The sequence below is a fragment of the Marinimicrobium locisalis genome (assembly GCF_039822625.1).
Taxonomy (GTDB): domain Bacteria; phylum Pseudomonadota; class Gammaproteobacteria; order Pseudomonadales; family Cellvibrionaceae; genus Marinimicrobium; species Marinimicrobium locisalis.
The window spans coordinates 1-21,957 of sequence record NZ_JBDLLG010000022.1 but is presented as its reverse complement, the minus strand read 5'-3'; the positions used below and the strand labels follow the sequence as shown (position 1 = coordinate 21,957).

21 protein-coding genes are annotated in these 21,957 nt (G+C 59.6%); 8 read left to right on the top strand and 13 right to left on the bottom strand.

Going from position 1 to position 21,957, the window contains the following annotated elements; all coding sequences use genetic code 11:
* Window positions 1-27 precede the first annotated feature (27 nt).
* The 5 genes from nagA to AAE514_RS14165 form a co-directional block, all read right to left on the bottom strand.
* Window positions 28-1,167, bottom strand: coding sequence for an N-acetylglucosamine-6-phosphate deacetylase (gene nagA, locus AAE514_RS14185; RefSeq protein ID WP_347332211.1), 1,140 nt, complete (start codon window positions 1,165-1,167; stop codon window positions 28-30).
* A gap of 145 nt (window positions 1,168-1,312) precedes the next feature.
* Complete coding sequence (locus tag AAE514_RS14180; protein ID WP_347332210.1) at window positions 1,313-2,602, bottom strand: ATP-binding protein; 1,290 nt, start codon at window positions 2,600-2,602, stop codon at window positions 1,313-1,315.
* The gene (locus AAE514_RS14175; RefSeq protein ID WP_347332209.1) at window positions 2,599-3,297 is read right to left on the bottom strand and encodes a winged helix-turn-helix domain-containing protein; all 699 of its coding nucleotides are present in this window, start codon (window positions 3,295-3,297) and stop codon (window positions 2,599-2,601) included. Before AAE514_RS14175 ends, AAE514_RS14180 begins: the two co-directional genes overlap by 4 nt.
* A 34-nt stretch (window positions 3,298-3,331) precedes the next feature.
* Window positions 3,332-3,676 (bottom strand): DUF3019 domain-containing protein, encoded by a 345-nt coding sequence (locus tag AAE514_RS14170; protein ID WP_347332208.1) that lies wholly within the window; start codon window positions 3,674-3,676, stop codon window positions 3,332-3,334.
* Between the two features lie 73 nt (window positions 3,677-3,749).
* Window positions 3,750-4,739 (bottom strand): MipA/OmpV family protein, encoded by a 990-nt coding sequence (locus tag AAE514_RS14165; RefSeq protein ID WP_347332207.1) that lies wholly within the window; start codon window positions 4,737-4,739, stop codon window positions 3,750-3,752.
* Window positions 4,740-5,072: 333 nt separating this feature from the next.
* Between AAE514_RS14165 and AAE514_RS14160 the strand changes: the two genes are divergently transcribed.
* The 3 genes from AAE514_RS14160 to AAE514_RS14150 all read left to right on the top strand — a co-directional run bounded on the left by AAE514_RS14160 (window position 5,073) and on the right by AAE514_RS14150 (window position 8,946).
* Complete coding sequence (locus tag AAE514_RS14160; RefSeq protein ID WP_347332206.1) at window positions 5,073-7,178, top strand: beta-propeller domain-containing protein; 2,106 nt, start codon at window positions 5,073-5,075, stop codon at window positions 7,176-7,178.
* Between the two features lie 111 nt (window positions 7,179-7,289).
* Window positions 7,290-7,742, top strand: a complete 453-nt coding sequence (locus tag AAE514_RS14155) for a DUF6174 domain-containing protein (protein WP_347332205.1) — start codon at window positions 7,290-7,292, stop codon at window positions 7,740-7,742.
* A gap of 79 nt (window positions 7,743-7,821) precedes the next feature.
* A complete protein-coding gene (locus tag AAE514_RS14150) occupies window positions 7,822-8,946 on the top strand; it encodes a tetratricopeptide repeat protein (protein WP_347332204.1) in 1,125 nt (374 codons plus the stop codon).
* Between the two features lie 157 nt (window positions 8,947-9,103).
* On the opposite strand, the gene pal is transcribed toward AAE514_RS14150, so the two are convergent.
* The 6 genes from pal to AAE514_RS14120 all read right to left on the bottom strand — a co-directional run bounded on the left by pal (window position 9,104) and on the right by AAE514_RS14120 (window position 14,930).
* On the bottom strand, window positions 9,104-9,583 hold the full coding sequence (gene pal, locus AAE514_RS14145) for a peptidoglycan-associated lipoprotein Pal (protein ID WP_347332203.1): 480 nt from the start codon (window positions 9,581-9,583) through the stop codon (window positions 9,104-9,106).
* 247 nt (window positions 9,584-9,830) lie between these two features.
* Window positions 9,831-11,111: a glutamate-1-semialdehyde 2,1-aminomutase gene (gene hemL, locus AAE514_RS14140; RefSeq protein WP_347332202.1), complete on the bottom strand. Its 1,281-nt coding sequence runs from the start codon at window positions 11,109-11,111 to the stop codon at window positions 9,831-9,833.
* A gap of 57 nt (window positions 11,112-11,168) precedes the next feature.
* The gene (gene thiE / locus AAE514_RS14135; RefSeq protein WP_347332201.1) at window positions 11,169-11,786 is read right to left on the bottom strand and encodes a thiamine phosphate synthase; all 618 of its coding nucleotides are present in this window, start codon (window positions 11,784-11,786) and stop codon (window positions 11,169-11,171) included.
* A gap of 63 nt (window positions 11,787-11,849) precedes the next feature.
* The gene (thiD, locus tag AAE514_RS14130) at window positions 11,850-12,683 is read right to left on the bottom strand and encodes a bifunctional hydroxymethylpyrimidine kinase/phosphomethylpyrimidine kinase (RefSeq protein ID WP_347332200.1); all 834 of its coding nucleotides are present in this window, start codon (window positions 12,681-12,683) and stop codon (window positions 11,850-11,852) included.
* Window positions 12,684-12,717: 34 nt separating this feature from the next.
* On the bottom strand, window positions 12,718-13,143 hold the full coding sequence (gene hemJ, locus AAE514_RS14125) for a protoporphyrinogen oxidase HemJ (protein WP_347332199.1): 426 nt from the start codon (window positions 13,141-13,143) through the stop codon (window positions 12,718-12,720).
* A 29-nt stretch (window positions 13,144-13,172) separates the two neighbouring features.
* Window positions 13,173-14,930 carry a chloride channel protein gene (locus AAE514_RS14120; RefSeq protein ID WP_347332198.1) on the bottom strand — a complete coding sequence of 586 codons (1,758 nt, stop codon included), beginning with the start codon at window positions 14,928-14,930 and terminating at the stop codon, window positions 13,173-13,175.
* Window positions 14,931-15,072: 142 nt separating this feature from the next.
* Here AAE514_RS14120 and argC point away from each other — a divergent pair, with 142 nt between their 5' ends.
* Genes argC through erpA form a run of 4 tightly spaced genes read left to right on the top strand, consistent with a single transcriptional unit; the run spans window position 15,073 to window position 17,773 of the window.
* Window positions 15,073-16,119 carry an N-acetyl-gamma-glutamyl-phosphate reductase gene (argC, locus tag AAE514_RS14115; RefSeq protein WP_347332275.1) on the top strand — a complete coding sequence of 349 codons (1,047 nt, stop codon included), beginning with the start codon at window positions 15,073-15,075 and terminating at the stop codon, window positions 16,117-16,119.
* Between the two features lie 46 nt (window positions 16,120-16,165).
* Window positions 16,166-16,906, top strand: coding sequence for a DUF6776 family protein (locus AAE514_RS14110; RefSeq protein WP_347332197.1), 741 nt, complete (start codon window positions 16,166-16,168; stop codon window positions 16,904-16,906).
* Window positions 16,907-16,943: 37 nt separating this feature from the next.
* Window positions 16,944-17,360, top strand: coding sequence for a bactofilin family protein (locus tag AAE514_RS14105; protein ID WP_347332196.1), 417 nt, complete (start codon window positions 16,944-16,946; stop codon window positions 17,358-17,360).
* A 56-nt stretch (window positions 17,361-17,416) separates the two neighbouring features.
* Window positions 17,417-17,773 carry an iron-sulfur cluster insertion protein ErpA gene (erpA, locus tag AAE514_RS14100; protein WP_347332195.1) on the top strand — a complete coding sequence of 119 codons (357 nt, stop codon included), beginning with the start codon at window positions 17,417-17,419 and terminating at the stop codon, window positions 17,771-17,773.
* Between the two features lie 20 nt (window positions 17,774-17,793).
* Here erpA and AAE514_RS14095 read toward each other — a convergent pair whose 3' ends face one another.
* Window positions 17,794-18,927, bottom strand: a complete 1,134-nt coding sequence (locus AAE514_RS14095) for an anhydro-N-acetylmuramic acid kinase (protein ID WP_347332194.1) — start codon at window positions 18,925-18,927, stop codon at window positions 17,794-17,796.
* The gene (locus AAE514_RS14090) at window positions 18,928-20,274 is read right to left on the bottom strand and encodes a peptidoglycan DD-metalloendopeptidase family protein (RefSeq protein WP_347332193.1); all 1,347 of its coding nucleotides are present in this window, start codon (window positions 20,272-20,274) and stop codon (window positions 18,928-18,930) included.
* A 281-nt stretch (window positions 20,275-20,555) separates the two neighbouring features.
* Here AAE514_RS14090 and tyrS point away from each other — a divergent pair, with 281 nt between their 5' ends.
* Entirely contained in the window at window positions 20,556-21,863 is a 1,308-nt protein-coding gene (gene tyrS, locus AAE514_RS14085; protein ID WP_347332192.1) for a tyrosine--tRNA ligase, read from the top strand.
* The last annotated feature ends 94 nt before the right edge of the window (window positions 21,864-21,957 follow it).

Genomic DNA, 21,957 nt, shown 5'->3' with positions numbered 1-21,957 from the left:
TGACGCTGTTGAACGGCTCGTGAGCACTCAGAGTTGGCGCGCGCCATCAATCCAGCTGGCGCGCAGGTTCAGCTTCTCATCCACCGCCACCAGGCTGGCCCGGTAGCCCGGCGCCAGCCGCCCCAGCTCATGCTCCAGCCCGAGCATCTGGGCAGGGTAAAGACTGGCCATCCGCAACGCTTCACCCAACGGCAGCTTCAGCTGGCTCACGCTGTTGCGCACCGCCGCCAGCATGTCCAGGTCTGAGCCGGCGAGGGTGCCCTCGGCAGTCGCGCAGCGGCCGTTTTGCGCCCGAATGACTTCCCCCTTCAAGGTAAACTGTTTGTCCTCGGCGCCCACAGTGGGCATGGCGTCGGTTACCAGAATCATTTTGCCCCGCGCCTTGGCGGCAATGGCCACCTTCAGGGTGGTGGCGTGCACGTGATGCCCGTCCACAATCAGGCCGCACCAACTGTTTTCATCTTCCAGCGCGGCGCCCACCACACCGGGTTCGCGGCTGGTCATGGGCGTCATGGCGTTGAACAGGTGGGTAAAACTGCGTACTCCCGCCGCCAGGGCGGCGCGAGTTTGGTCGTAGTCGGCGGCCGTATGTCCCGCGGCTACCATAACGCCGCGCTCGGTTAACTGCCGGATCATTTCGGGCGTGGTTCGCTCGGGCGCCAGCGTGACCAGGGTAAAGCCGGTCTCCAGTGAGGCAAGCAACTCTACTGCATTGGGCGTCAGACGCCGAAACTTCTGGTCATCGTGGACGCCCTTGCGTTGGGGGTTGAGAAAGGGACCCTCCAGGTGAATGCCCAATACACCGGGGGTTTTTTGAGTCATCGCTTGGCGAACGGCGTCAATCGCGCGCTCCACTACGGCTAGGTCGTCGCTAATCAGGGTCGGTAGGAAGCCGGTGGTGCCATAGCGGGCGTGAGCCTGGCCTATTCGTTCCAGGGTTTCCACGGTGGGGGCGTCATTAAACAGTACGCCGCCCCCACCATTGACTTGGGTGTCTACTAACCCGGGTACCAGCCGGGTGCCGGTCAGGTCAATGCGCTCCGCCTCTCCCGGGATTTGCTCAAGTGCGACTAAGGCGCGGATTCGGTCCCCTTCCACCAGGACCGCCAACCCCTCGTGCCACTGCTCGCCGGTGAACACTTCGGCATTGATCAACGCTTGCATCATTACTGCGCCTCTCGCATCAGGTGGTATGGGTCACGTGGTGGCGGATGTGCCGAACCCACTGTTTGGGACGGCCATCTATGGGGGAGTATAGGCCCGGCACTATATCATAGCGGGCCGCTGGGCTCGGTCGCAGGGAACTGAGGATCTAATCGACGTCGGTCGCTTGAGCGGACCAGTGCAGCGTAAAGCGGGCGCCGCCGCTCTGGGCGGTGTTTACCTGCACGTCTCCCAGATGCCAGTTCATTACCCGCTGGACAATGGCCAGCCCCAGACCAAAGCCGGCGCTGTGATGTTCGGGCGCCTCGCGCAGGCGAACGAAAGACTCAAAAATGCGTTCTTGCTCCTCCTCGGGAATGCCGGGGCCGTCGTCTTCCACCGTGACCCAAAACTCATCCTGCCGGGCCTCAAGGGTAATGTCGATCCGGCGGTGGGCGTAGCGCAGAGCGTTCTGAATCAGGTTGTGTAAGGCACGCTCCATTAGGGACCAGTCGCACACCACCGGCTGGGTCAGTTCCTCCGAGTGCAGGTAAAGTTGTGGCGGTTGAGGCAGGTGGCCGCCCAACCGCAGCCAGAGGTCGTGGACCAGGGCTGCCATGTCCCCCGGGGTTAGAAGCAGGTCAGGCCGGGTTTCGAAGCGGGCGTAGTGCAGCAGCTGGTTCACGAGCTGATCCATCTCCGCCACGTCGGCGCGTACGCTTTGCAGTTTGCGTTGCAGGTTGTTTGGGTCGCCATTGGCCTCGGCCATTTCCAGGGCGAACTTCATCCGCGCCAGAGGGGTGCGCAGCTCGTGGGAGACGGCGTGGGTCATTTCCCGTTGTGAGCGCAGCAGCTCCCGGATTTGCAGGGCCATTTGGTTGAAGGCCTGGCCCAGTCGGTTGGCCGCCGAGTGGCCACTTAGGGTGACCAGTGGCGCCTCCGGGTTGTGTCCCAGAGCCTGCGCATGCCGCTCCAGGCGGCTCAAATCCCTGGTTAGGGGCCATAGCCAGAAGAACACCACCGCGGCCAGCGCGCCGTAAAACACCAGCGCGAGGAGCGATTCAAGTCGACGCGAGGCCTCTGGGGTGACCTCCCCCAACACTAGGACGTAAGGGGCCTTCTTAAGCTTGCGGTAGTGATACAGGTTGCCGTTCGCGTCCTCGAAGGAAAGCGCTTCGTCGGCGAGTAGACGTTTTTTGATGGGCTCACCGGAGATATCCTCCAGTGGAATCAGCCGGACGTCGGCCAAGCCCTGGCGGGCAACATCGTGAACCAAGGCCCGGGTTTCAGGCAGGGGCCGCTCGGCTCCGGCCAACTGGAGCACTTCGGTGAGTGTGGCCCCCGGGGGTTGGGCTTCACGCTCGGTCTGATAAGTATTCCAAAGCTGATCCAATGCCCAGCCAAGCCCGAGAATGGCGAGCACAATCAGTAGGTAGAGCGATAGGAACGCCCGCTTCAAGCCTCGCCCCAGGCGTCGGCTATAAACAGATAGCCCCGGCCCCAGATGGTTTTGATTCGGGTGGGGTTGTCCGGATTATCGCCCAGCTTTTTGCGCAACTGGGAGACCCGCACATCAATGGTGCGGTCCATGCCGTCATAGGGTCGGCCGTACAGCTCGCGGAACAGAAAGTCCCGGCCCACCACATCGCCGGCCCGCTGGGCCAGCAACCAGAGCAAGTCGAACTCATGGCTGGAGAGTTTGACCGGCTCGCCCTCGAGCTGCACCCGGCGCGAGCCGCTATGGACTTCAAGGGAGCCAAAGCTCAGCGTTTGAGGGGTGCTGGGCGCGGCGGGTTCTACCCGGCGAAGCAGGGCCCGAATGCGGGCGAGGAGAATTCTCGGCTCGGCGGGCTTGATCACATAGTCATCGGCACCGAATTCCAGCCCGAGAATCTGATCGGCGTCCTCGTTGCGGGCGGTGAGCATCATGATCGGACCTTTGAAGGTCGGACGCAGGTCGCGGCAGAGCGTTAGCCCGTCCTTGCCCGGGAGCATGATATCCAGGATGAGTAAATCCGGCTGCAGTTGGCGGACCCGCTCCGGGACTCGGTCCCCCCGGTCTTCAATGGCCACTTGAAAGCCGTTGTCACTGAGGTAGTCGCGCACAAGGTTGGCTAAGCGGTGATCGTCTTCGGCGAGCAGTATTTGTTGCATAGGGCGTCCGGGCTCGGGTTTGGGGGTTTCCGGGTCAAAAAAAGTTCCAGGGTTTTCGGCGGCGCGAGCGGAACTCGGTGTATTCGCGAATCACCTCAAACAATTCGCTGGCCAGAAGCTCGCCATCGAGGGTGCGCCGAAGCTGAAATTGCAGGCTTTCATCGGTGTCGGCCCGATAGCGGTACTGGCCTTGATCGTTCTTCTCCCAGCAGGCGAGGGGCTCGTTTTCCCGGTCTACGAACAGACACAGGGCCTGGGTTTCTCCGGTCTGCCACTGGATATCTACCCGCTCTTCACAGCGCGCCTGGTTGGCGGAGAGGGCACATACGCTGGGGGTTAAGTCCAGCTTGGGCTCGGCGGCCGCGCCGGTGGTGGCCACAAGGGAACCGACCAGCGCCAGAAGGGGCTGAAGAGCGATGTGTTTGGTTGTTCGGTACCTCAGTTGCCCGAGTCTAAAAATGGTACACGCCCCCGAAAAATATCTGCATCACCTGATTGCGGTCGACCAGGGGGCTGTGACGCATGGCCTCGCTCAAGTGTTCGTACTGAACGCTGCCAAGCCAGCGCCAGTGTTGGCCGGTGGGTCGCGTCCAGCTCAAGCGCACAAACGGTGATGTACCGCTGGCGGGTTGATAAGCGGGTCGAGCGGTGCCGGCCTCCCCCTGGGTGACGCCGTAATAGTATTCCATCACCTCGGCGCTTTTCCAGTTAAACCCCACACTCATGCCCAAATGGTGTTCCTGTGCCTGGGTGGCGGTGCTGAGGGCGAAGCGAAGCGCTTGGCCGTCGTGCACCCCACTGGCATCGGATAGAGCTTGTAGTTGCCACTCGAACCGGCCCATTTGGCCCGAGCTTTCCAGGCCTGCCAGAGCGGCAATATCCCTCTCTCGAAGCTCCGGTAGCGGGGCCTGTTGAGGTTCCTCCCGGGCCGGGCTGTCCTCGCTTCCATCCCCCACTGGGTCGGAGCTGCCACCGTCGTCTGCCACGTAATCTCTTGCCGGCATTTCGGGGGAGTCGCTCACGAAGCCGTTGGTGGGTGTAGCCAGGCCCCCGTCCAGGAAAAAGCGCCCCCAGTCGTCCTCAAAAAAGTAAAGGCCGTCGCCGCCGGCGGTCACCAGTGCATTTAACATCCAGCTCGGTCGATCCACCAAGGTGTAGCCCAGGTCCAGGTTGTCGAGAAAGAATCGCTTGCCGTAGTAGGTGAGCTGCGGAATCAGCACCAGGGGGATGTCGTCGGCCGAGGCAATGGGGTTGGTGCGCACGCCAGCACCGATGGCGACCTGAAACTCCCAGGTTCCCGCCGCTACGCACCGATCATTGGCCTCGGTGCAGCCACTGTGGGGGGTGGCGCCAAGCGGTTGATGCCACAGCGCGAGCGCGAGACAAGCCGCGAGAATCGCGTTGGGGGAAAGTAGAAACTGTCTCAATAGCGTATGGGGCATGATCAAAGCGTCATCGTTATTCGAGGATCGGGCGCCGGGGCGCGCCAGCCATCTTCATTGGCGGCCCTCATAGGCGCTCGTTCTCGGCGGTTCATTTCCCCTATTGTGCCGGGAATCGCGCCGCAAAGCCGTCACCGCTTTGTGAGAGTCTGTAAAAAGCTGTAAGGCTGCGCCCGTGCAATGGCCATGGCTTACAGAAAATTACACTCTTTCGCAGATGCGCAACAGAAATCACGGTGGTGGCGCCGTAGAGTGGGTGAATGATGACATAAACCTTCGTGTCTGGACACCAGCCCGGCGTTTGGACGTTAACCCTTTGAGGATGGACTCGCGATGCGCAACCGCTCCCTAACGCTCTCCCTACTCGGCCTTTCTTTCCCCTTGTTGTCGGTCCCTTTGCTGTCGGGCTGCGGAGGCTCAAGCGGGGACTCCGAACCCCCGCGGGGCCGCTATGATATCGACTATAGCAAGCTGCGCTGGGATGACCCGGCGCTGGAGCCCCTGACCAACGAACACCAACCCGAGGAGGTGGTGGCGTATTTGCGCAATGGCCTTCGGCTGAGCCTGGGGCAGGCGGGTTGGAGCGTGGATCACCCGGTTGCCGAGGAAAGCGCCGACAATAGTCGCTCGCCGACGCCGGAAGTGACGGGTGACGATAGTGGCTCTAGTTACTCACAGACGAATATCCATGTTGAGGGCGTGGATGAGGCCGATCGCCTCAAGTATGACGGGCGCCACCTGTTTGTGGCTGAGTCGCCGCGGTACTCTCCCCAGACCTTTTCCGAGGACTCGGATGGAGGGATGGAGGACTCTGTACCCGAACCGCCGATGACTCAGTCCCTCAGCATCTACCGCACCCAACCCCAAGAGGCGAGCGCTCAGCCCCTGGCGCAATACGATTTTGTTCGCGACCAGGACAGCCCACTAGTGCTTTCGCAGCTGTATCTTGAACGAGATGAAGAGGGTGCTGCCGAGTCGGTTCTGGCGCTGAGTGACAGCCGAATGAGTTACGGCGGCTGGGGGTGGGCCAGCATGCCGGAGATTGCGTTATACCAGGGCCGGACTCGGGTGGAGTGGGTGAATGTTACCTCGCCCGCCAACCCCACCCTGACCGGGGCGGTGGATATTCAGGGCACCTTGCTCAACAGCCGTAAAGTGGGCGATGTTCTTTATCTGGTTTCCCGGACGCGCCCCGCCATTGATGGGATGACGCGTTATCCAAATGACGATGAGGCGCAAGCGCAAAATGAGAGGCTGATCCAAGGGGCGAGTCTGGAGAGCCTCCTGCCGCGCTACCAAGTCGATGGCGCAGAGCGCCGCCCCCTGGTGACAGAAGGCGAATGCTACCTGCCACAAGCGCTCGAGCCCGATGAAGGTTACGCTGATATTGTTACTGTCAGCGCGTTTGATACCCAGACTCGTGAGCGTTTGGGGGCGGTCTGTGTCAATGCGAGGCTCGCGGGCGTGTATATGTCTCTGGAGAATGTCTACTTGGCGGCCGAAGGGGGACATTGGGACGAGCGCAAAACCGCCGTGCACAAGTTTGCGGCAAACGATGGCGCGATTGAATATCGTGGCACCGGTTTGGTGCCAGGCGGATTGGGCCGTACCGACCCGGCCTTTCGAATGGATGAGCAAGAGGGCTTTTTACGCATGGTCACAAGCGGGAGGGACGAGTCTGGCGACTTGGTCCATTCTCTGCATATTCTCCATGAGAACGACCAAGCCGAGCGGGAACTTGCCGTGGTGGCGCGCCTGCCTAATGACACCCACACTGCGCGGATCGGTAAGCCAGGGGAAGACATTTACGCGGTACGCTTTTTGAGGGACCGGGCCTATATCGTCACGTTCAGACAAGTGGATCCATTGTACGTGATTGATGTGGGAGACCCGCTGGCACCGAAAGTGTTGGGGGAGCTGGAAATCCCCGGTGTCTCGGATTACCTCCACCCCATAGATGGAAATTACCTCGTTTCCATCGGGCGTTCGGCCTCGGAGGACACCGGCAGGTTTACAGGCGTAAAAGTGGAACTTTTTGATGTGCGGGACGATCAAAACCCGCGAAGCGTGGCTACTCTGGAAACCGGGGGCCGTAGTGAGGCTTTGTCCGACTTGCAGGCGTTTAACTTTATTCGTGCCAATGATGACGAGTTGCGTTTTACGATTCCCGTTTCCCGTTATGAACAGCAGTGGGAATGGCAGGATTCCGGTCTACACTTATTCTCTGTGACTGGGCTTTCCGCGGAGCAAGCGGAATTAAACGAAGCTGGCGCGTTGATTACCGAAAGCGCTGACCAGACCGGTGCTGATTACCCACGCGCCAGTGGCAATGGTCGCAGTCGGCTGCACGGCGATGCCGTCTACTACCTGCATGGCAACGAGATTTGGGCGCGATTCTGGGGCGATGCTCAGTCCCCCAATGGGCCGTTCCTGTTTTGATGGACGCTCGTGTTTTCGAGTCGTTACAGCTTTTAGTGCCCCGGCACACGTTTGTGGCCCGGTTGGCTTATATGCCCCCGTACGCTTTTATGCAAAGGAGCCGCGTTTAACATGCAAACCTTTTTCATGATTTCGATGAACATCGCCTCCAACGGCGATGCTCCAGAGCCTCAGGCGCTCCTGCAGTTGCGTCGGCGGCTGCGGGATAAGTCCTACACCCCCGAGTCGGAACTGGCCTATTACCGCCAGCTGTGGCAGCTCAGCGGTTTTGATAACTACCAGTTTACGTTGAGTCGGCGCGGAGGCGGCTTGCCCACGGCGGATATTCGCGTGCGCGTTGTGGGTGGCCAAGTGGCCGGTGCTCACCACCTGGACACGGGAGCACCGGTAGCGGTGGGGGAGGTCGTCGGCACAATGGAGGACTATTTTATCGAGCTGGAGCAAGCTTTGAAGCAGGGCGAAGGCGGAGTCCAGGTTGAGTATCATTCGCTTTACGGCTACCCCCTCAGCTTCTGCCTGAGCAAGTCGCTTGCGGGGCAATTTGAGCACCGGCAACTGGCCTGAAGGCGGCGCAAAAAATGCTATAATGGGAATATAGCCGGCGCCGTTGGCACCGGCGAGCCACCGCGCGGGAGGTGTTCCCATGAGCCTTCGCTATATCCTGCTGGCCATCGTGGTTAGCTTAAGTGCCTGCACTCAACTGGAGCCCCTTCCAGAGTGGGTTCAGACACCGACTCCCCAAGAGCTGGATGAAATTCTGTCCGGGGAGGCCCTATTTGACGCCCCAGTTTCCGATGACACCCCCCCAGACTACCCACTCTTTGAGTTGACCCCACAGATGCGGCTGGTGGCCGATGAAGTGGCGATGCAGCATCGTAGCGCGGCCGCCCGTGCCCAGGCGCTACACCAGCGGTTGCTCTCCTCCCCGATGGCGGGAGGGCTGGGCATGCGTTACAGCGCCCTGCATACCGCCACTGCCCGAGAGGCGTTTGAGGAGCGCCAGGTCAACTGCCTGAGCTTTACCCTGATGTATGTGGCTATGGCTCGTCATATGGGACTTAAGGCGGAGGTGAATGATGTAAAAGTTCCGCCGAGTTGGGACTTGCGCGATAACGAGACATTTCTATTGTTTCGCCATGTTAACGCCAAAGTGATGTTGCCGTTCGGGGATCAGTTGGTCATTGACCTGGAGATGGAGCGCTACAGCCCGATGTACGATCAGACAGTGATCGAGGACCAACGCGTGGCCGCACAGTTTTACAACAACAGGGGGATGGAGTTGATCGCCGAAGGGCAATCTCGGGCCGGTTTTTTGCATTTACGCAAGGCGCTGTCTTTGGACCCGCAGCAGGGGTTTGTCTGGAACAACCTGGGCACCTTGTACCGAGGCAAAGGGCACTTACACAAGGCGGAAACAGCCTACTTGCAGGGGCTGGCACAGGCCCCCACAGACCTGACATTGATGAGCAACCTAAGCGGTCTGTATCAGTCAGCCGGCGAGGAGGAGAAAGCGGCTTACTTTTATCAGCGGGCACGTGCGCACCGCAATGGCAACCCCTATTATCTGTATTCCCTGGCTCAGGAGCAGTTGGCTGAGGGCAACCTGGTAGAAGCCGAGCGTTACGTTAAAGCGGCCATGAAGCAAGAAAACCAGGAGCCGCGCTTTTATACCCTGGCTGCGGAAATATACGAGCGCCGGAACTTGCCTGACAAGGCGGAAGCCATGCGTGAGCAGGCGGAGCGTTGGAAGGGAGAAGTGTATTTGTAAGGAACACAAGCGCTAACGCTAATTGGAAACGACGCTTCCTACAAGTGATCCGTTTCTGCGGGAACCATTGTTCCTTTACTCATAACAGAGTGCGCAAGGCTAATACAAAGACGGCGCCCAAAGGCGCCGTCTTTGTATGCGGGTTTTGAGCGTTCGTTTACTGAACAATCATTTCCACGCGACGGTTCTGCGAGTAGGCACGCTCGGTGCTGCCCTGTACTGCGGGACGCTCTTCACCGTAGCTAATGGTTTCGATGCGGCTGGCGGATACGCCTTGCAGTACCAGAAAATCACGTACGGCTTTGGCACGACGCTCGCCCAGGCCCATGTTGTACTCGCGGGTACCGCGCTCGTCGGCATGGCCTTCCAGACGGACGTCTTCATCGCTTTCCTTCAGGCGCTCGGCGTGAGCAACCAAGGTAGAACGCGCGTCGGGCTTGAGGGTGGATTTGTCAAAGTCGAAGTAGAAAGTGGTGTCCAGCTCCGGCTCCGGCTCGGGTTCCGGGGCGGGTTCGGGCTCCGGCTCAGTCATGGTGGGCTCTTCGGTGGGCTCTTCCTGGGTAGAGGTAGAGCTACAGCCTACAAGGATACCCGTTGCCGCGATAAGAATTAGAAAGCTTTTCAAAAGGTTGTTCATCTTTATCTCCCGATTTGGTGAACAGAAGTGTATTCCATAAAAAAACAGTTTCGTGCGGTAAAGCTATGGAGTCCGTAACAGCACGTTCGTTCCCTAATAGCGAGTCCCGAAACAGCTAGCAGGCGGAAGTTCTGCCCGGCCCAGCGCCCAAGGATTGAGGAACCTCCGCCAAGATTAAGCGTTAGGCGCGGTGGAGGCAAGTCCCCGCGCTTAAATTTGTGGTGTGGTTAACCTTTACTGATGGGCCTTAGAGCGTTTTGAACACCTCGCGAGCCGCTGAGAGCGTCTGCTCAATATCACTTTCGGTGTGAGCCGCTGACATGAACCCGGCTTCGAAGGAGGCCGGTGCAAGGTAAACCCCGTGCTCGAGCATACCGTGGAAGAAGCGGTTGAAGCGCTCGGTGTTGCAGGCCATGACCTGGTCATACCGGCTAACGGTTGCCTCTTCGGTGAAGAAGAAGCCGAACATACTGCCCCGGTAGTTGGTGGTGAAGGGGATGCCCGCCTCATCCGCAATGCGTTGCATCCCTTCGGTTAGCTGCCGGGTTCGCTCTGTGAGTTGCTCGTAAAGCCCTTCCCGGGCCAGCTCTCGCAGTGTGGTCACGCCGGCGGCGGTAGCCAGTGGATTGCCCGACAATGTGCCCGCCTGGTACACCGGGCCGGTGGGCGCCACCATCTCCATAATATCCCGGCGCCCCCCGAAGGCACCGACCGGCAGGCCGCCGCCGATGACTTTCCCAAGGGTGATCAGGTCGGCTTTTACATCGAACAGACCCTGCGCGCCTTTGGGGCCCACACGGAAACCGGTCATTACCTCATCGAAAATCAATACCGCCCCGGAGTCATCGCAGACTTCACGCAGAGTTTCGAGAAAACCCGTAACCGGAGGGATACAGTTCATGTTGCCCGCCACCGGCTCGATGATAACGCAGGCGATCTCTTCTCCCATTTCCTTAAACACCTGGCGAACCTGGTCGGCATCGTTATAAGTCAGAGTCAGGGTGTGCTCGGCCAAGACGGCGGGTACCCCCGGGGAGCTGGGGACGCCAAAGGTCAAGGCACCGGACCCCGCCTTGATCAGCAGCGAATCCGAGTGGCCGTGGTAGCAGCCTTCGAATTTCACAATCTTGTCCCGCCCGGTGAAGGCGCGGGCGAGGCGAATCGCGCTCATGGTCGCTTCGGTGCCGGAGTTGACCAAGCGCACCAAGTCCATGTTGGGAACCCGCTCGCACAGGGTATCGGCCAGCTCGGTTTCCCGCTCGGTTGGGGCACCGAAGCTTAGCCCGTTTCGCGCGGCGGCGATGACCGCTTCGGTTACCGGAGCGCAGCCGTGCCCTAGTATCATTGGACCCCAGGACTGGACATAGTCAATATAGCGTTGACCGTCGGCGTCCCATACGTAAGCGCCCTCGGCACGTTCGACAAACCGAGGGGTGCCGCCGACGGCTTTGAAAGCCCGAACCGGGGAGTTAACACCGCCGGGGATGTGTTTCTGCGCGCGGGTAAACAGCTCTTCGGATCGACTCATAAAATTCTGTCCTCTATTTAATTAGGGGCGGTAATGAATGGCAGTGTACAGCTTCTCTCACGGTCTCAGGCGCCGGTACGCCCGGGCTTGGCTTTCGATATCGTGGGCGCCAAATACGTTTTCGCCCACCGCCACCCGATCGGCGCCCGCGCTGAGTGCTTGCCGGGCATTATCCAGAGTGATGCCGCCAATGGCCACCAAGGGGGTGTGCTCGAACGCCCGCCGGGCTTCATTTAGCAACGCCAGCGGAGCGGGAGGCGCGTGTGGTTTGGTCTGGGAGGGGAAAAATCGGCCAAAAGCAAGATAGGTGGCGCCATCCGCCAGAGCCTGGCGAGCGAGGGCCATGGAGGCATGGCAGGTCACGCCGACAATCGCGCTCGGCCCAAGGCACTGGCGCGCTTCGCGGGGGCTGCCATCCCCCTGGCCCAGGTGGACCCCGTGGGCGCCACAGGCGAGGGCCAGCTCGAGGTCATCGTTAATAATGAGCTTTGCGCCATAATCGCGGCAAAGCGACGCTAGGGCTGTCGCCTCGCTCCGCCGGCGCTGGGTGTGTTGGGACTTGTCTCGGTACTGCACCCACCCGACGCCGCCGCGCAGGGCGGCTTCCACCGAAGTCAGCAGCTCGCTGCCCAGGGATTGAGTGGTGGCAATAGCATAGAGTGGGTGTTCGGGCATGGTGACCTCCGAGTTCACGGAGGCGCAGTTTACCGTTTAACTCCTGTCGGGAAAACGGCCGAATCAGCAGCCGCCGCCGGGCCCGCGTTTGCCGGAGTGGTTACGGTCCGCCCAGAACAGCCGGTTGGGAATACTGTGGCCCATTCCCAGGCGACGGCTGACTTGCAATGTATGCCAAGTGAAATTCTGCCCCTGCTCTACCGCGTCCATCAAGCGCAGGCCATGAGCCAAGTAGGCGCTAATGCTGGCCGAGAGGGTGGCCCCGCCCCCGTGGCTCAAAACACTCAGCCGTTCCCACTGGTACTTCTTCACCAGCCCCTGACTGTTGTACAGGCGGTTCTCATAGTGAGCCTGGGTGCGTCGCGCGCCCGATATTAAGGCGTATTCACTGCCGGCTTCCAGAATCTCCTGAGCGCAAGCGTCCAGGGTGTCGCCCTGTTGGGCCAGTTCGTGGGCCTCCACCAGATCCGGCGTGATGAGGGTGCACAGCGGCAGTAGCAAGCTTTTGAGGGCATCCCTCAGACTTTCCGCTTCGGCCGGAGGGCTATCCGCCAGTTGAGTGGTGGGTTCAAGCACGACGGGCAGGTCGGGGTAGTCTCTGAGAATCGTATGTACCGCTTCGATGTGGTTAATCTGCCCCAGAAAGCCGAGTTTGATGGCCTTTACCGGCACATCTTCCAAGACGGCACGCACCTGTTCGATGAGGAAGGTCGTTGGAACGGGATGCAGATCCTTAATACTGCGGGTATCGCGGGCGCAGAGGGCGGTGACAACTGGGGTGCAGTGGCAACCGAGACTGGCGCAGGCCTCGATATCCGCCTGTATACCCGTGCACCCTGAAGGGTCCTGGGTGGACAGTGCTAAAACCACGGGGACCTGTTGATCAATGGACGTCATGCCACACCTCCTGGAGCAGGTGTTTGCGGATCGGTCAGTGCCAAGGTTTGACCACCGCCAGTACAATAATGCCGATCAGCAGAAACACCGGAAACTCATTAAACCAGCGGAAAAAAACGTGACTCCGTTGGCAGCGGTCCTCTCGGAACTGGACGAGAAACCGACCGCATACAAAATGATAGACCACCAGGGTGGCTACCAATGTCATTTTTAACCAATACCAGCCGCTTTCGTGATAGTAATCCCAGTTTCCGCCGGAAAGCCACAGGCCAAGCGCCACCGTCGCAATCAGACTGGGCGTGGCAATCCCCCGATACAGCTTGCGCTCCATGACCTTAAAACGCTCCCGGCTGATGCTGTCTTCACTCATAGCATGGTAGACAAAGAGCCGAGGAAGATAAAACAGGGCTGCAAACCAGCAGACCACAGCGACCAGATGAAAGGCCTTAACCCAGAGCATGATCTCTCCTGTTGGCGAGAGTGAGTGATTTATAGTCGGTAATAGCTTTCGAGCTGGTCCCGGGTGAGCAGTCCGGCAATGCCGCCACCCGGCGCGGGGACGTACAGGGCGTCCACCTGGGCCTTATTCAAGGCCTGCCAGGCTTCGTAGAGGTTGGCGCTGGGCGCGATGGCGACCATTTCCAGGCGACGTGCGGGAATTCCCAACAAGTCGAGCGTGGCACCCTCCTCTTGCTCGGCTTCGCCGGCCTCACTGAGTTGTTCAAGATAACGCACCAAAGCGGCGGGCTCCACCAGTATCTGTTTCTCTTGTAGCACAATCCACTCTGGTTGCAGCTTCAGAACTCCGCGGGCCTGGGTGAGGCTCAGTTCCCGCTGGGCGTGCCAGAAGCGGCGGTGCATTAGACTGCGAACGCCCGTACGGCTGAGCAGCTGTTGCATAAGCTGCGGGCGGTTGCTCTTGCCATCTTGCTCTAAGAGGGTGGAAAACAAACCTTCGCTGCGGAAAAGCCAGCGCGTTGCCAGACAGGCGACTACCACGACCAACATGCCCGGAAAGAGAATGCCCGGATTATAGGTTAGCTCGAGAATGGCGATAATGGCCGCCAGCGGCGCATTGATGACCGCCGCCATCATCGCGCTCATTCCTACAATGGCGTAGACCCCCGGTTCGCTTACCTCAAGCGGTAAATAAGCAGCCATTACCCCGGCCGCGCCCCCCAGGCACGCTCCCATCACTAAACTGGCGCCGATGACGCCCCCGGGAACCCCTAGCCCCAAGATCAACGCGGTCACCACCAGCTTGGCCATTAAAATTTGAACGAGCAGAGGCCCCGCTAACTCCCCGGCCAGGGCGCTGTCGATAGTGTCATACCCCATCCCCATGAGCTGGGGCACCAACAAGCCCCCGACGCCGCCGATCAAGCCGGCCAGCGGCAGACGTATCCACAGCGACCAGCGTTTGGTGTGCTTGGTGCAATAGCAGTGAAGTCGAATGTAGAGGGCGGCCGCCGCGGCGATCAGCAGCCCCATTAGCGCCATCACCGGGAGTTCTCCCAGGTGACCGGTGAGCTGACGCCCGTCCACGAAAACAATATCCGGCCCAAATGCCAACTGGGTCAGGGTGGTGCCCGCCACGGCCGCCAGGATGACCGGAATGAAGCCGGCAATGGTGTACTCCATTAAGACCACCTCCATGGCAAAGATCACGCCGGCCATGGGGGTGTTAAAGGAGGCGGCAATGGCGGCGGCGACCCCACAGGCCACCAATGGCCGCAGGCTGTTGTTGGGCAGCTCCAGCCACTGCCCCAGCTTACTGGCGCTGGCCGCCCCCAGGTGGACGGCGGGCCCCTCCCGCCCGGCGGAATGGCCGGTTATCAGCGCGATGGCGCCTCCAAAAAATTGAGCGGCGGCGTTGCGCAGAGGTAGGTAGCCCTGGTGGTTGTGCAGCCGATCCAGGACATGACCCACGCCGGTTTCCCGGTGGCGGGGGGAGAACCAGTGCATAAGCAATGCAATAAGCAGGGCGCCGGCCACGGGCAAGGCGAAACGCCACTCTGGGGGCAGACCCTCAAAGTGCTCGCCGCTCACTGGCAGGGCGCTACCGAGCGTGCCTTCCACCAGCCAGCGAAACAGAACGATCACGCCCGCGGCTAAAATTCCGCTGGCCAACCCCAACAAAGTCAGTTGGGGCAAGGCGTCCACGTGAGCGAGCCGGTTGCGCCAACGCTCGGCGGTGAGCCGGCGGCGCTGGCGAAAACGTTCCAGGGGAGTAGGCTCGGGCGGCATGGGGCTCCTTTGCGGTCGAGGGACTTTGAGCTTCGCACTTTCGGTTTCTGTGGAAGGTCCGTATTATAGGCCGTTTCGAGGCTCGGGGGCCAAGCTCCGGCCCGTGATCATTTGTGGTTTTGTAGCAGAGAGAGGTTTGCTTGTGATTAACGTGGGTATTGTGGGGGGCACCGGCTATACTGGGGTCGAGCTGCTGCGCTTGTTGGTAAAACACCCGGAAGTAAGTGTGTCCGTGATTACCTCCCGGGCCGAAGCCGGTATCCCCGTCGCGGATTTGTACCCCAACCTGCGCGGTCATACCGACCTTGTTTTTTCAGAGCCGGATGTCAAGCGTCTGGGGGAGTGCGATGCGGTGTTCTTCGCCACCCCGCACGGCGTGGCGCAGAACTTGATGCCCTCGCTTCTGCAGACTGGCACTCGAGTCATTGACCTCTCTGCGGACTTCCGGTTGCGCGATACTGAGTTGTGGGGTCAGTGGTATGGCCAGGCCCACGGCTGCCCGGAACTGGTCAACGAGGCCGTTTACGGGCTGCCGGAAGTGAACCGCGACGCCATAGGGAGCGCTCGCCTGGTGGCCTGTCCGGGGTGTTACCCCACGGCCGCGCAATTGGGCTTTCTGCCGCTGCTGGAGCAAAACCTGGTAGCCACCGATAACCTTATTGTGAGCGCCGCCAGCGGGGCCACGGGCGCCGGCCGCCAAGCCAAGGTGGATACCTTGCTTACGGAAGTGAGCGGCAGCTTTAAGGCCTATGCGGCGAGCGGCCATCGGCATTTGCCCGAAATCGAGCAGGGGTTGCGTGATGTTCAGCCCAAAGCCGCTGACCCGGCGCGGGTGACCTTTGTGCCCCATCTCTTACCCATGATTCGCGGTATCCACGCGACACTATACGGGCGAGCCCTTGAGCCAGAGGCGCTGCCGGATTTGCAGGCGCTTTACGAGCAGCGCTTTGCCAATGAGCCTTTTGTCGACGTGTTGCCCGCGGGGGCGCACCCGCAAACCCGCTCGGTGAGGGGGTCGAATCTTTGCCGTATTTCCGTTTTTCGCCCACAGGATCGTGATACGCTCGTTGTGCTCTCCGTGATTGATAACCTGACCAAGGGGGCATCGGGTCAGGCGGTGCAGAACATGAACATCATGTTCGGCTTTGAGGAGACGGCCGGTTTGGACCTTGTGGCGCTGTTGCCGTGACCTCACTCCGGGCCGTTGAGATGGTTTCAAAGAGGGCGCAGATCCTATGGCAGAAGTGAAAGGCAGCAAACAGCACCGGATGGTGGTAGTGCCGTACCGGCCCGTCAGGCGCGTGCTAGTCGCCCTGGTGCTCTTGGTATTGACTGCCGCCGCCATCGGTGCGAGCTATTACTGGGGGTATCATCAGGGAGCCTCCGAGCAGTCGGGGGCGGTAGCCGAGCGCAATCGTCTGAGACAGGAAGTGGCGGCGCTGACCGAAGAGTCCGAACAGTTGCGACAGCAAGTGGCGAACTTGCGGCTGGGGGCTGAGGTGGATCAGCAGGCCTCCCAGGAAATGCGCAATCAGGTCATTGAGCTAAAGGAGGAGATCGCCGCACTGGAGGAAGATATCACGTTCTATCGGGGCCTGATGTCGCCCGGAGACAACAACACGGGGCTGACGATCGGCTCCTTGAACGTGTTGGCGACCGGTATTCCGCGGCAATTTGAATACAAGCTGGTCGTGCAGCAGCTCGCCACTGACCACCAAGTGCTCAATGGCAACCTGACGTTCAAAATTGTAGGGCGCCGAAATCAGCAGACGGAAACACTGTCGCTCCACCAGATTTCCGAACAGGAGGACAGTGAAAACATTCGGCTGCGGTTTCGCTACTTTCAGAACATTGAAGGGCGCTTGACGCTTCCCGAGAACTTTGAGCCTGAACGAATCGAGATTGTGGCCCGTTCCAGCGGGCGCGACTCGCAAACGGTGGAAAAGAAATTCGGTTGGTTGGTGCAGGAATTGTAACCTAACGCTGATTACGTGGTTAATAAAAGGCAACGCTATGGCATTTTCAAGCAATCACACGCTGATTTCCCGCGGCACCAAAGTGGTGGGCGATCTGCACTTTACCGGCGACCTGCAAATTGAGGGAGCAGTGGTAGGCAATATCATCGCTGAAAGTGGGAATGACGCCAAACTGGTGGTGGCCGAAAAAGGCTCTGTTGAGGGCGAAATTCGGGTCCCGATGGTGGTCATCAACGGGAAGGTTAACGGCAATGTCCATTCAATCAAGCATGTTGAGTTGGCCGCAAAGGCGGTGGTGGAAGGCAATGTCCATTACCAGCTAATCGAGATGGTCAAGGGGTCGCAGGTTAACGGTAGTCTGGTTTACAGTGGGGCCGAGGCTCAGAAAAAAGGCGCCAAGAACGACGTATCTGGGCCGGCTAAAGACGATATTAAGACAACGGCCAATACTTGACTATTTTGGTCGGGTAAGACGTATAATGCCTATTGAAGTCATCATTGGAGTCATCAATGTCTGCGCCTGAAGTATTTGTGCCCGGCGCGGTGCTGGACGTTACCCCCAGCGCCGTGGCCAAAGTTCGCAATCTTGTCGAAGAAGAGGGTAACCCTGACTTGAAGTTGCGGGTGTTCATCACCGGCGGCGGCTGTTCTGGGTTTCAGTACGGTTTTGCGTTCGATGAGGTGGCGGCCGAAGACGACGCGGTGGTTGACCAGGACGGCGTGAAAGTACTGGTCGATGCCATGAGCTACCCTTATTTATTGGGGGCGCGGGTGGATTATCGCGAAGACCTTCAGGGCGCCAAGTTTGTGATCGAGAATCCCAACGCAGCCAGTACCTGTGGTTGCGGCTCTTCCTTTTCTATCTAGGCTCTAGCCTGCCCGAGTGCTTACCTTTGGGCAGGGTAAATACCCCCCAGAATCTGGGGCGCCGAGGCCCCCGTGACCGCCGGCAAATTGCTGGACAGCCCGCTAAGGGTTTGTTTTGCCATCCACGCGAATGCCACCGCCTCTACCCAGTCCGCAGGCAAACCCAGCGAATCGGTTTGTCCCACGCTCGTACCGGGAAGCAGGGCGCTCAGCGCTTCCCGTAGCTGGCTGTTATGGGCGCCGCCACCACAGAGGTACACCTCACACTCTCCGTTTTGGGCCAAGAGCGGGACAAGGCTGTCTACAATGGTGCGCGCGGTCAGTGATAGCAGCGTCGCCTGCACATCTTCCGGCCTGAGGGTCTCATCCAGCTGCAGCAGGCACTCATCCAGCCACGCCAGGTGAAACTCTTCGGGACCGGTGCTTTTGGGCGGGGTTAAACGAAAGAAAGGGTGAGTTAGAAAAATCTCAAGTAATGAGTCGTTAGGGGTGCCACTGGCGGCCCACTGGCCATCGGCATCGAACGCTTTCCCCTGTGTCCTTTGTACCCACGCGTCCATAAGATTGTTGCCTGGTCCGGTATCAAAGCCAGTGGTCGCGTCAGAGGCCGGCAGCCAGGTAACGTTGGCAACACCGCCAATGTTGATGACTGCCCGATCAATACCATCATTGTGGAATAACGCATGGTGCAGGGCCGGAACCAGGGGTGCACCGTGGCCTCCGGCCGCCATGTCGCGGCGTCGAAAATCGGCCACGGTGGTAATACCGGTATGGTGGGCAATCAGGTTGGGGTCCGCTACCTGCAAAGTAAACGGTTCCGTTTTCCCGTTACCGGGCGGACGGTGACGAAGCGTCTGGCCATGACTGCCGATTGCGGCAATATCGCGGGCGCTAAGGCCGGCCTTTTCCATCAGCTGGTTGGCTGCCTGAGCAAATGCCACCCCGAGCTTGTGGTCCAGGTCGCCAAGCTGATCAATCTCGTCGGGACCCGGCTGGGCGAGCTGATGGATGACGGCTTTGGTGCTCACATCCAGAGGCTCGCTGTGGTGGGCAAGCAGGCGGGGGGTGCCGGACTCAAAGTCCACCAGCGCCGCGTCAATGGCGTCGGCGCTGGTGCCGGAAATCAGCCCGATGTACAGCTCGGAGCTGGGCATTTAGTTGGCCTGCAGGTCTTTGCTCAGGCTCGCCAGTTGAGTGTCGCGCTGATATTTTTCCAGCTCGGCCAGGATGGGCTGAACTTGTGACTCGAAGCGTGCCATTTCGGAGGAGGGTACTGATTCGGCTTGCGGTAGCTCCACGGTAACCGGGTTGCGGACCGCGCCGTTCATGTAAAACTCATAGTGCAGGTGAGGGCCGGTGGCCAAGCCGGTAGAGCCGACATAACCAATGGTTTGCCCTTGTTTGACGCGAGTGCCAGAGCGTACGCCCTTGCGGAAGCCGTTCAGGTGAGCGTACAGGGTTTGATAGGTTTGGCCGTGCTGCACAATAATGGTGTTGCCGTACCCGCCTTTGCGACCGGCAAATTTGACCCGTCCATCGCCAGAGGCTTTAACCGGGGTGCCTCGTGGCGCCGCATAGTCGGTTCCCTTGTGGGCTCGTATGGTGTTGAGCACCGGGTGGCGCCGGTTTGGGTTAAAGGGAGAGCTGATCCGGGTAAACTCCACCGGGGTGCGCAAAAAGGCGCGTCGCATGCTGCGGCCCTCAGGAGTATAGTAATTTGAGTCGCCGTTGGCCCCTATGTAGCGCACGGCTTCATAGGTGGTGCCTCGGTTGGTGAACTGAGCCGCCAGGATCGGCCCATTGCCGATTTTCTCCCCGTCGAGGAAGTGCTCTTCAAACAGCACGCTGAAGGTGTCGCCACGGCGAATATCTAAAATAAAGTCGATATCCCAACCAAAAATTCCGGCGAGCTTCATGGTGAGGTTGTCTGTCATGCCAGCCGCCTGGCCCGCGAGAAAGAGGGAGCTGTCAATGGTGGCTCGCCGATAGGCGATTTGAACATCGGGCGTACGCTCAAGCTCTTCGGCGTCGAAGCTGCCTTCGGCTCGGATGAATCGCAGGCTGCGCAGCCGGTCGCGCTGGTAGACCAGTTCCTCCAGCTGCCCGTCTTGAGAGAGGCCGAAGGTGATTTCGTTGCCTGGCATAATGCGCCGCAACGCCCGGGCCTCGGGGGCTTGGTCAATCAGTTCATAGAGGTCGCGGTCAGTGAGGCCGGCGCGCTTGAACAGTACGGAGAGACTGTCCCCGGACTTAACCGTGTAGCTGGTGCGGGTCAGTTCGGAGGCTGGCTCCGGTGGTGCAGAAACAGCGGCTTCGTTGGTGGGCGCTTCGCTTTGCTCGGTCGCGGCCGGCAGGCGAGCCGTCTCAGTCTCAAACGACGCCTCAGACTGGGTTAAATCCAGTGTCAATGACCGGCTTTGGCGCTCGGATTTCGCCTCTCCCCCGGTCGATGACAGGGTTAATGCCAGCGCCAACCCAACAAAAAGAGAGCTCGCCGCCATAACATGGCTGCGTGGATATTGGCGCAGGAAGGCTGAAAGCCGCTTTTTGTTCGTGTTTTCAAAGGGTTTCATGGAAAACTTAAACCCGTTATCTAAGTGTGGCTGTGGTCTTAAGTTATAACAGAATTCCAGCCTAATAGCACCCCGTAAATAAGCAATAGATCAAATTGGCGCCGAATGGCGCCCATGCCCTTGTTTTTACGGGCGGATTCGGTATCTTGACAGCCCTTTTTGTCGGCCCCCGAGGGGGTGTCCATCCAATTCAAATAGAGAGTGCAGCAATGGCAGCAGTGGAACCCGGTTTGCTTCAAGACCTGCAGAGTCGCGGGTTAGTCTCCCAGACATCGGGCGGGGATGCGTTGAATGACTATTTGGCCGGCGGGAGCCGCACTCTCTATAGTGGTTTTGACCCTACGGCGGACAGCCTTCATATCGGGCATTTGGTGCCGCTTCTGGCGCTTAAGCGCTTTCAGCGTGCGGGGCATAAGCCCATCGCCCTGGTGGGGGGCGCCACAGGCCTTGTCGGCGACCCGAGCTTCAAGGCGCAGGAGCGCAAACTGAACACCCCCGACATTGTCTCTGGTTGGGCTGATAAGCTGAAAGGCCAGGTCAGCCGTTTTGTGGATTTTGATTGTGGCGAGACCTCGGCGGAAGTGGTGAACAACCTGGATTGGGTTGGGCAGATGAGCATTCTCGACTTCCTGCGGGATGTGGGGAAGCACTTCGCGGTCAACAATATGATCTCGAAGGAGTCCGTGCGCCAGCGTATCGAGCGGGAGGGGGAGGGGATCTCCTTTACCGAGTTTACTTATATGTTGCTTCAGTCCCTGGACTTCGCTGAGCTGTATAACCGCTATGACTGCACGCTGCAGATAGGTGGTAGTGACCAGTGGGGCAATATCACCGGGGGCATCGACTTGACTCGCCGCCTGCACGGTGGCCAGGTATATGGCCTGACGCTGCCTTTGGTCACCAAGGCGGATGGCACCAAGTTTGGCAAGACGGAGAGTGGCACCGTTTGGTTGGACCCCGCGAAAACCTCGCCTTATGCCTTCTACCAGTTTTGGCTGGGGACGGCGGATGCCGACGTTTATAAGTTTCTGCGCTACTTTACCTTCCTCTCTCTGGAAGAGATTGAGCGGATAGAGAGTGAGGATCGCGAGCGGCAGGGACGTCCGCAGGCACAAAGCGTCTTGGCTCGGGAGATGACGGAGCTCATCCATGGCGTCGATGGGCTGATCGCCGCCGAGCGAATCACCGAGGCGCTGTTCAGCCATGACCTGTCCAGTTTGGGTGAGGGAGATCTGGAGCAGCTGAAGCTGGACGGGCTGCCGTTCTCGGTGCTTGAGCGTGAGGCCCTGGGTAAAGAGCCGTTGACCCAGCTGCTGGTGGACGCGGGCATGGCTGCCTCCGGCAAGCAGGTAAAAGATGCGCTCGGCCGTGAGGCGGTAGTGATCAATGGCGTTGCTCGCGGTTCGGAGGACAACCTCCGGGTGGCCGAGTGTTTTGCCTCTGGTTCCGCGCTGTATGGGCGTTTCTTTATTTGTCGTCTTGGTAAGAAGAAGTACCATCTGTTTGAGGTGCGTTAAGAGGCTCCATTTACCGTCTCTGGTCGCCGCCTAAAAAAGTTTAAAAAAGGGCTTGCGTGGTCCGTCATTGATCCGTATAGTTCGCGCCTCTTCC

Excerpts from the sequence above, each read along its gene's own strand:
- nagA (WP_347332211.1), bottom strand. The coding sequence starts at position 1,167 with ATGATGCAAGCGTTGATCAATGCCGAAGTGTTCACCGGCGAGCAGTGG.
- AAE514_RS14175 (WP_347332209.1), bottom strand. The coding sequence starts at position 3,297 with ATGCAACAAATACTGCTCGCCGAAGACGATCACCGCTTAGCCAACCTT.
- AAE514_RS14165 (WP_347332207.1), bottom strand. The coding sequence starts at position 4,739 with ATGCCCCATACGCTATTGAGACAGTTTCTACTTTCCCCCAACGCGATT.
- AAE514_RS14160 (WP_347332206.1), top strand. The coding sequence starts at position 5,073 with ATGCGCAACCGCTCCCTAACGCTCTCCCTACTCGGCCTTTCTTTCCCC.
- AAE514_RS14155 (WP_347332205.1), top strand. The coding sequence starts at position 7,290 with ATGCAAACCTTTTTCATGATTTCGATGAACATCGCCTCCAACGGCGAT.
- AAE514_RS14150 (WP_347332204.1), top strand. The coding sequence starts at position 7,822 with ATGAGCCTTCGCTATATCCTGCTGGCCATCGTGGTTAGCTTAAGTGCC.
- pal (WP_347332203.1), bottom strand. The coding sequence starts at position 9,583 with ATGAACAACCTTTTGAAAAGCTTTCTAATTCTTATCGCGGCAACGGGT.
- hemL (WP_347332202.1), bottom strand. The coding sequence starts at position 11,111 with ATGAGTCGATCCGAAGAGCTGTTTACCCGCGCGCAGAAACACATCCCC.
- thiE (WP_347332201.1), bottom strand. The coding sequence starts at position 11,786 with ATGCCCGAACACCCACTCTATGCTATTGCCACCACTCAATCCCTGGGC.
- thiD (WP_347332200.1), bottom strand. The coding sequence starts at position 12,683 with ATGACGTCCATTGATCAACAGGTCCCCGTGGTTTTAGCACTGTCCACC.
- hemJ (WP_347332199.1), bottom strand. The coding sequence starts at position 13,143 with ATGCTCTGGGTTAAGGCCTTTCATCTGGTCGCTGTGGTCTGCTGGTTT.
- AAE514_RS14120 (WP_347332198.1), bottom strand. The coding sequence starts at position 14,930 with ATGCCGCCCGAGCCTACTCCCCTGGAACGTTTTCGCCAGCGCCGCCGG.
- AAE514_RS14110 (WP_347332197.1), top strand. The coding sequence starts at position 16,166 with ATGGCAGAAGTGAAAGGCAGCAAACAGCACCGGATGGTGGTAGTGCCG.
- AAE514_RS14105 (WP_347332196.1), top strand. The coding sequence starts at position 16,944 with ATGGCATTTTCAAGCAATCACACGCTGATTTCCCGCGGCACCAAAGTG.
- erpA (WP_347332195.1), top strand. The coding sequence starts at position 17,417 with ATGTCTGCGCCTGAAGTATTTGTGCCCGGCGCGGTGCTGGACGTTACC.
- AAE514_RS14095 (WP_347332194.1), bottom strand. The coding sequence starts at position 18,927 with ATGCCCAGCTCCGAGCTGTACATCGGGCTGATTTCCGGCACCAGCGCC.
- AAE514_RS14090 (WP_347332193.1), bottom strand. The coding sequence starts at position 20,274 with ATGGCGGCGAGCTCTCTTTTTGTTGGGTTGGCGCTGGCATTAACCCTG.
- tyrS (WP_347332192.1), top strand. The coding sequence starts at position 20,556 with ATGGCAGCAGTGGAACCCGGTTTGCTTCAAGACCTGCAGAGTCGCGGG.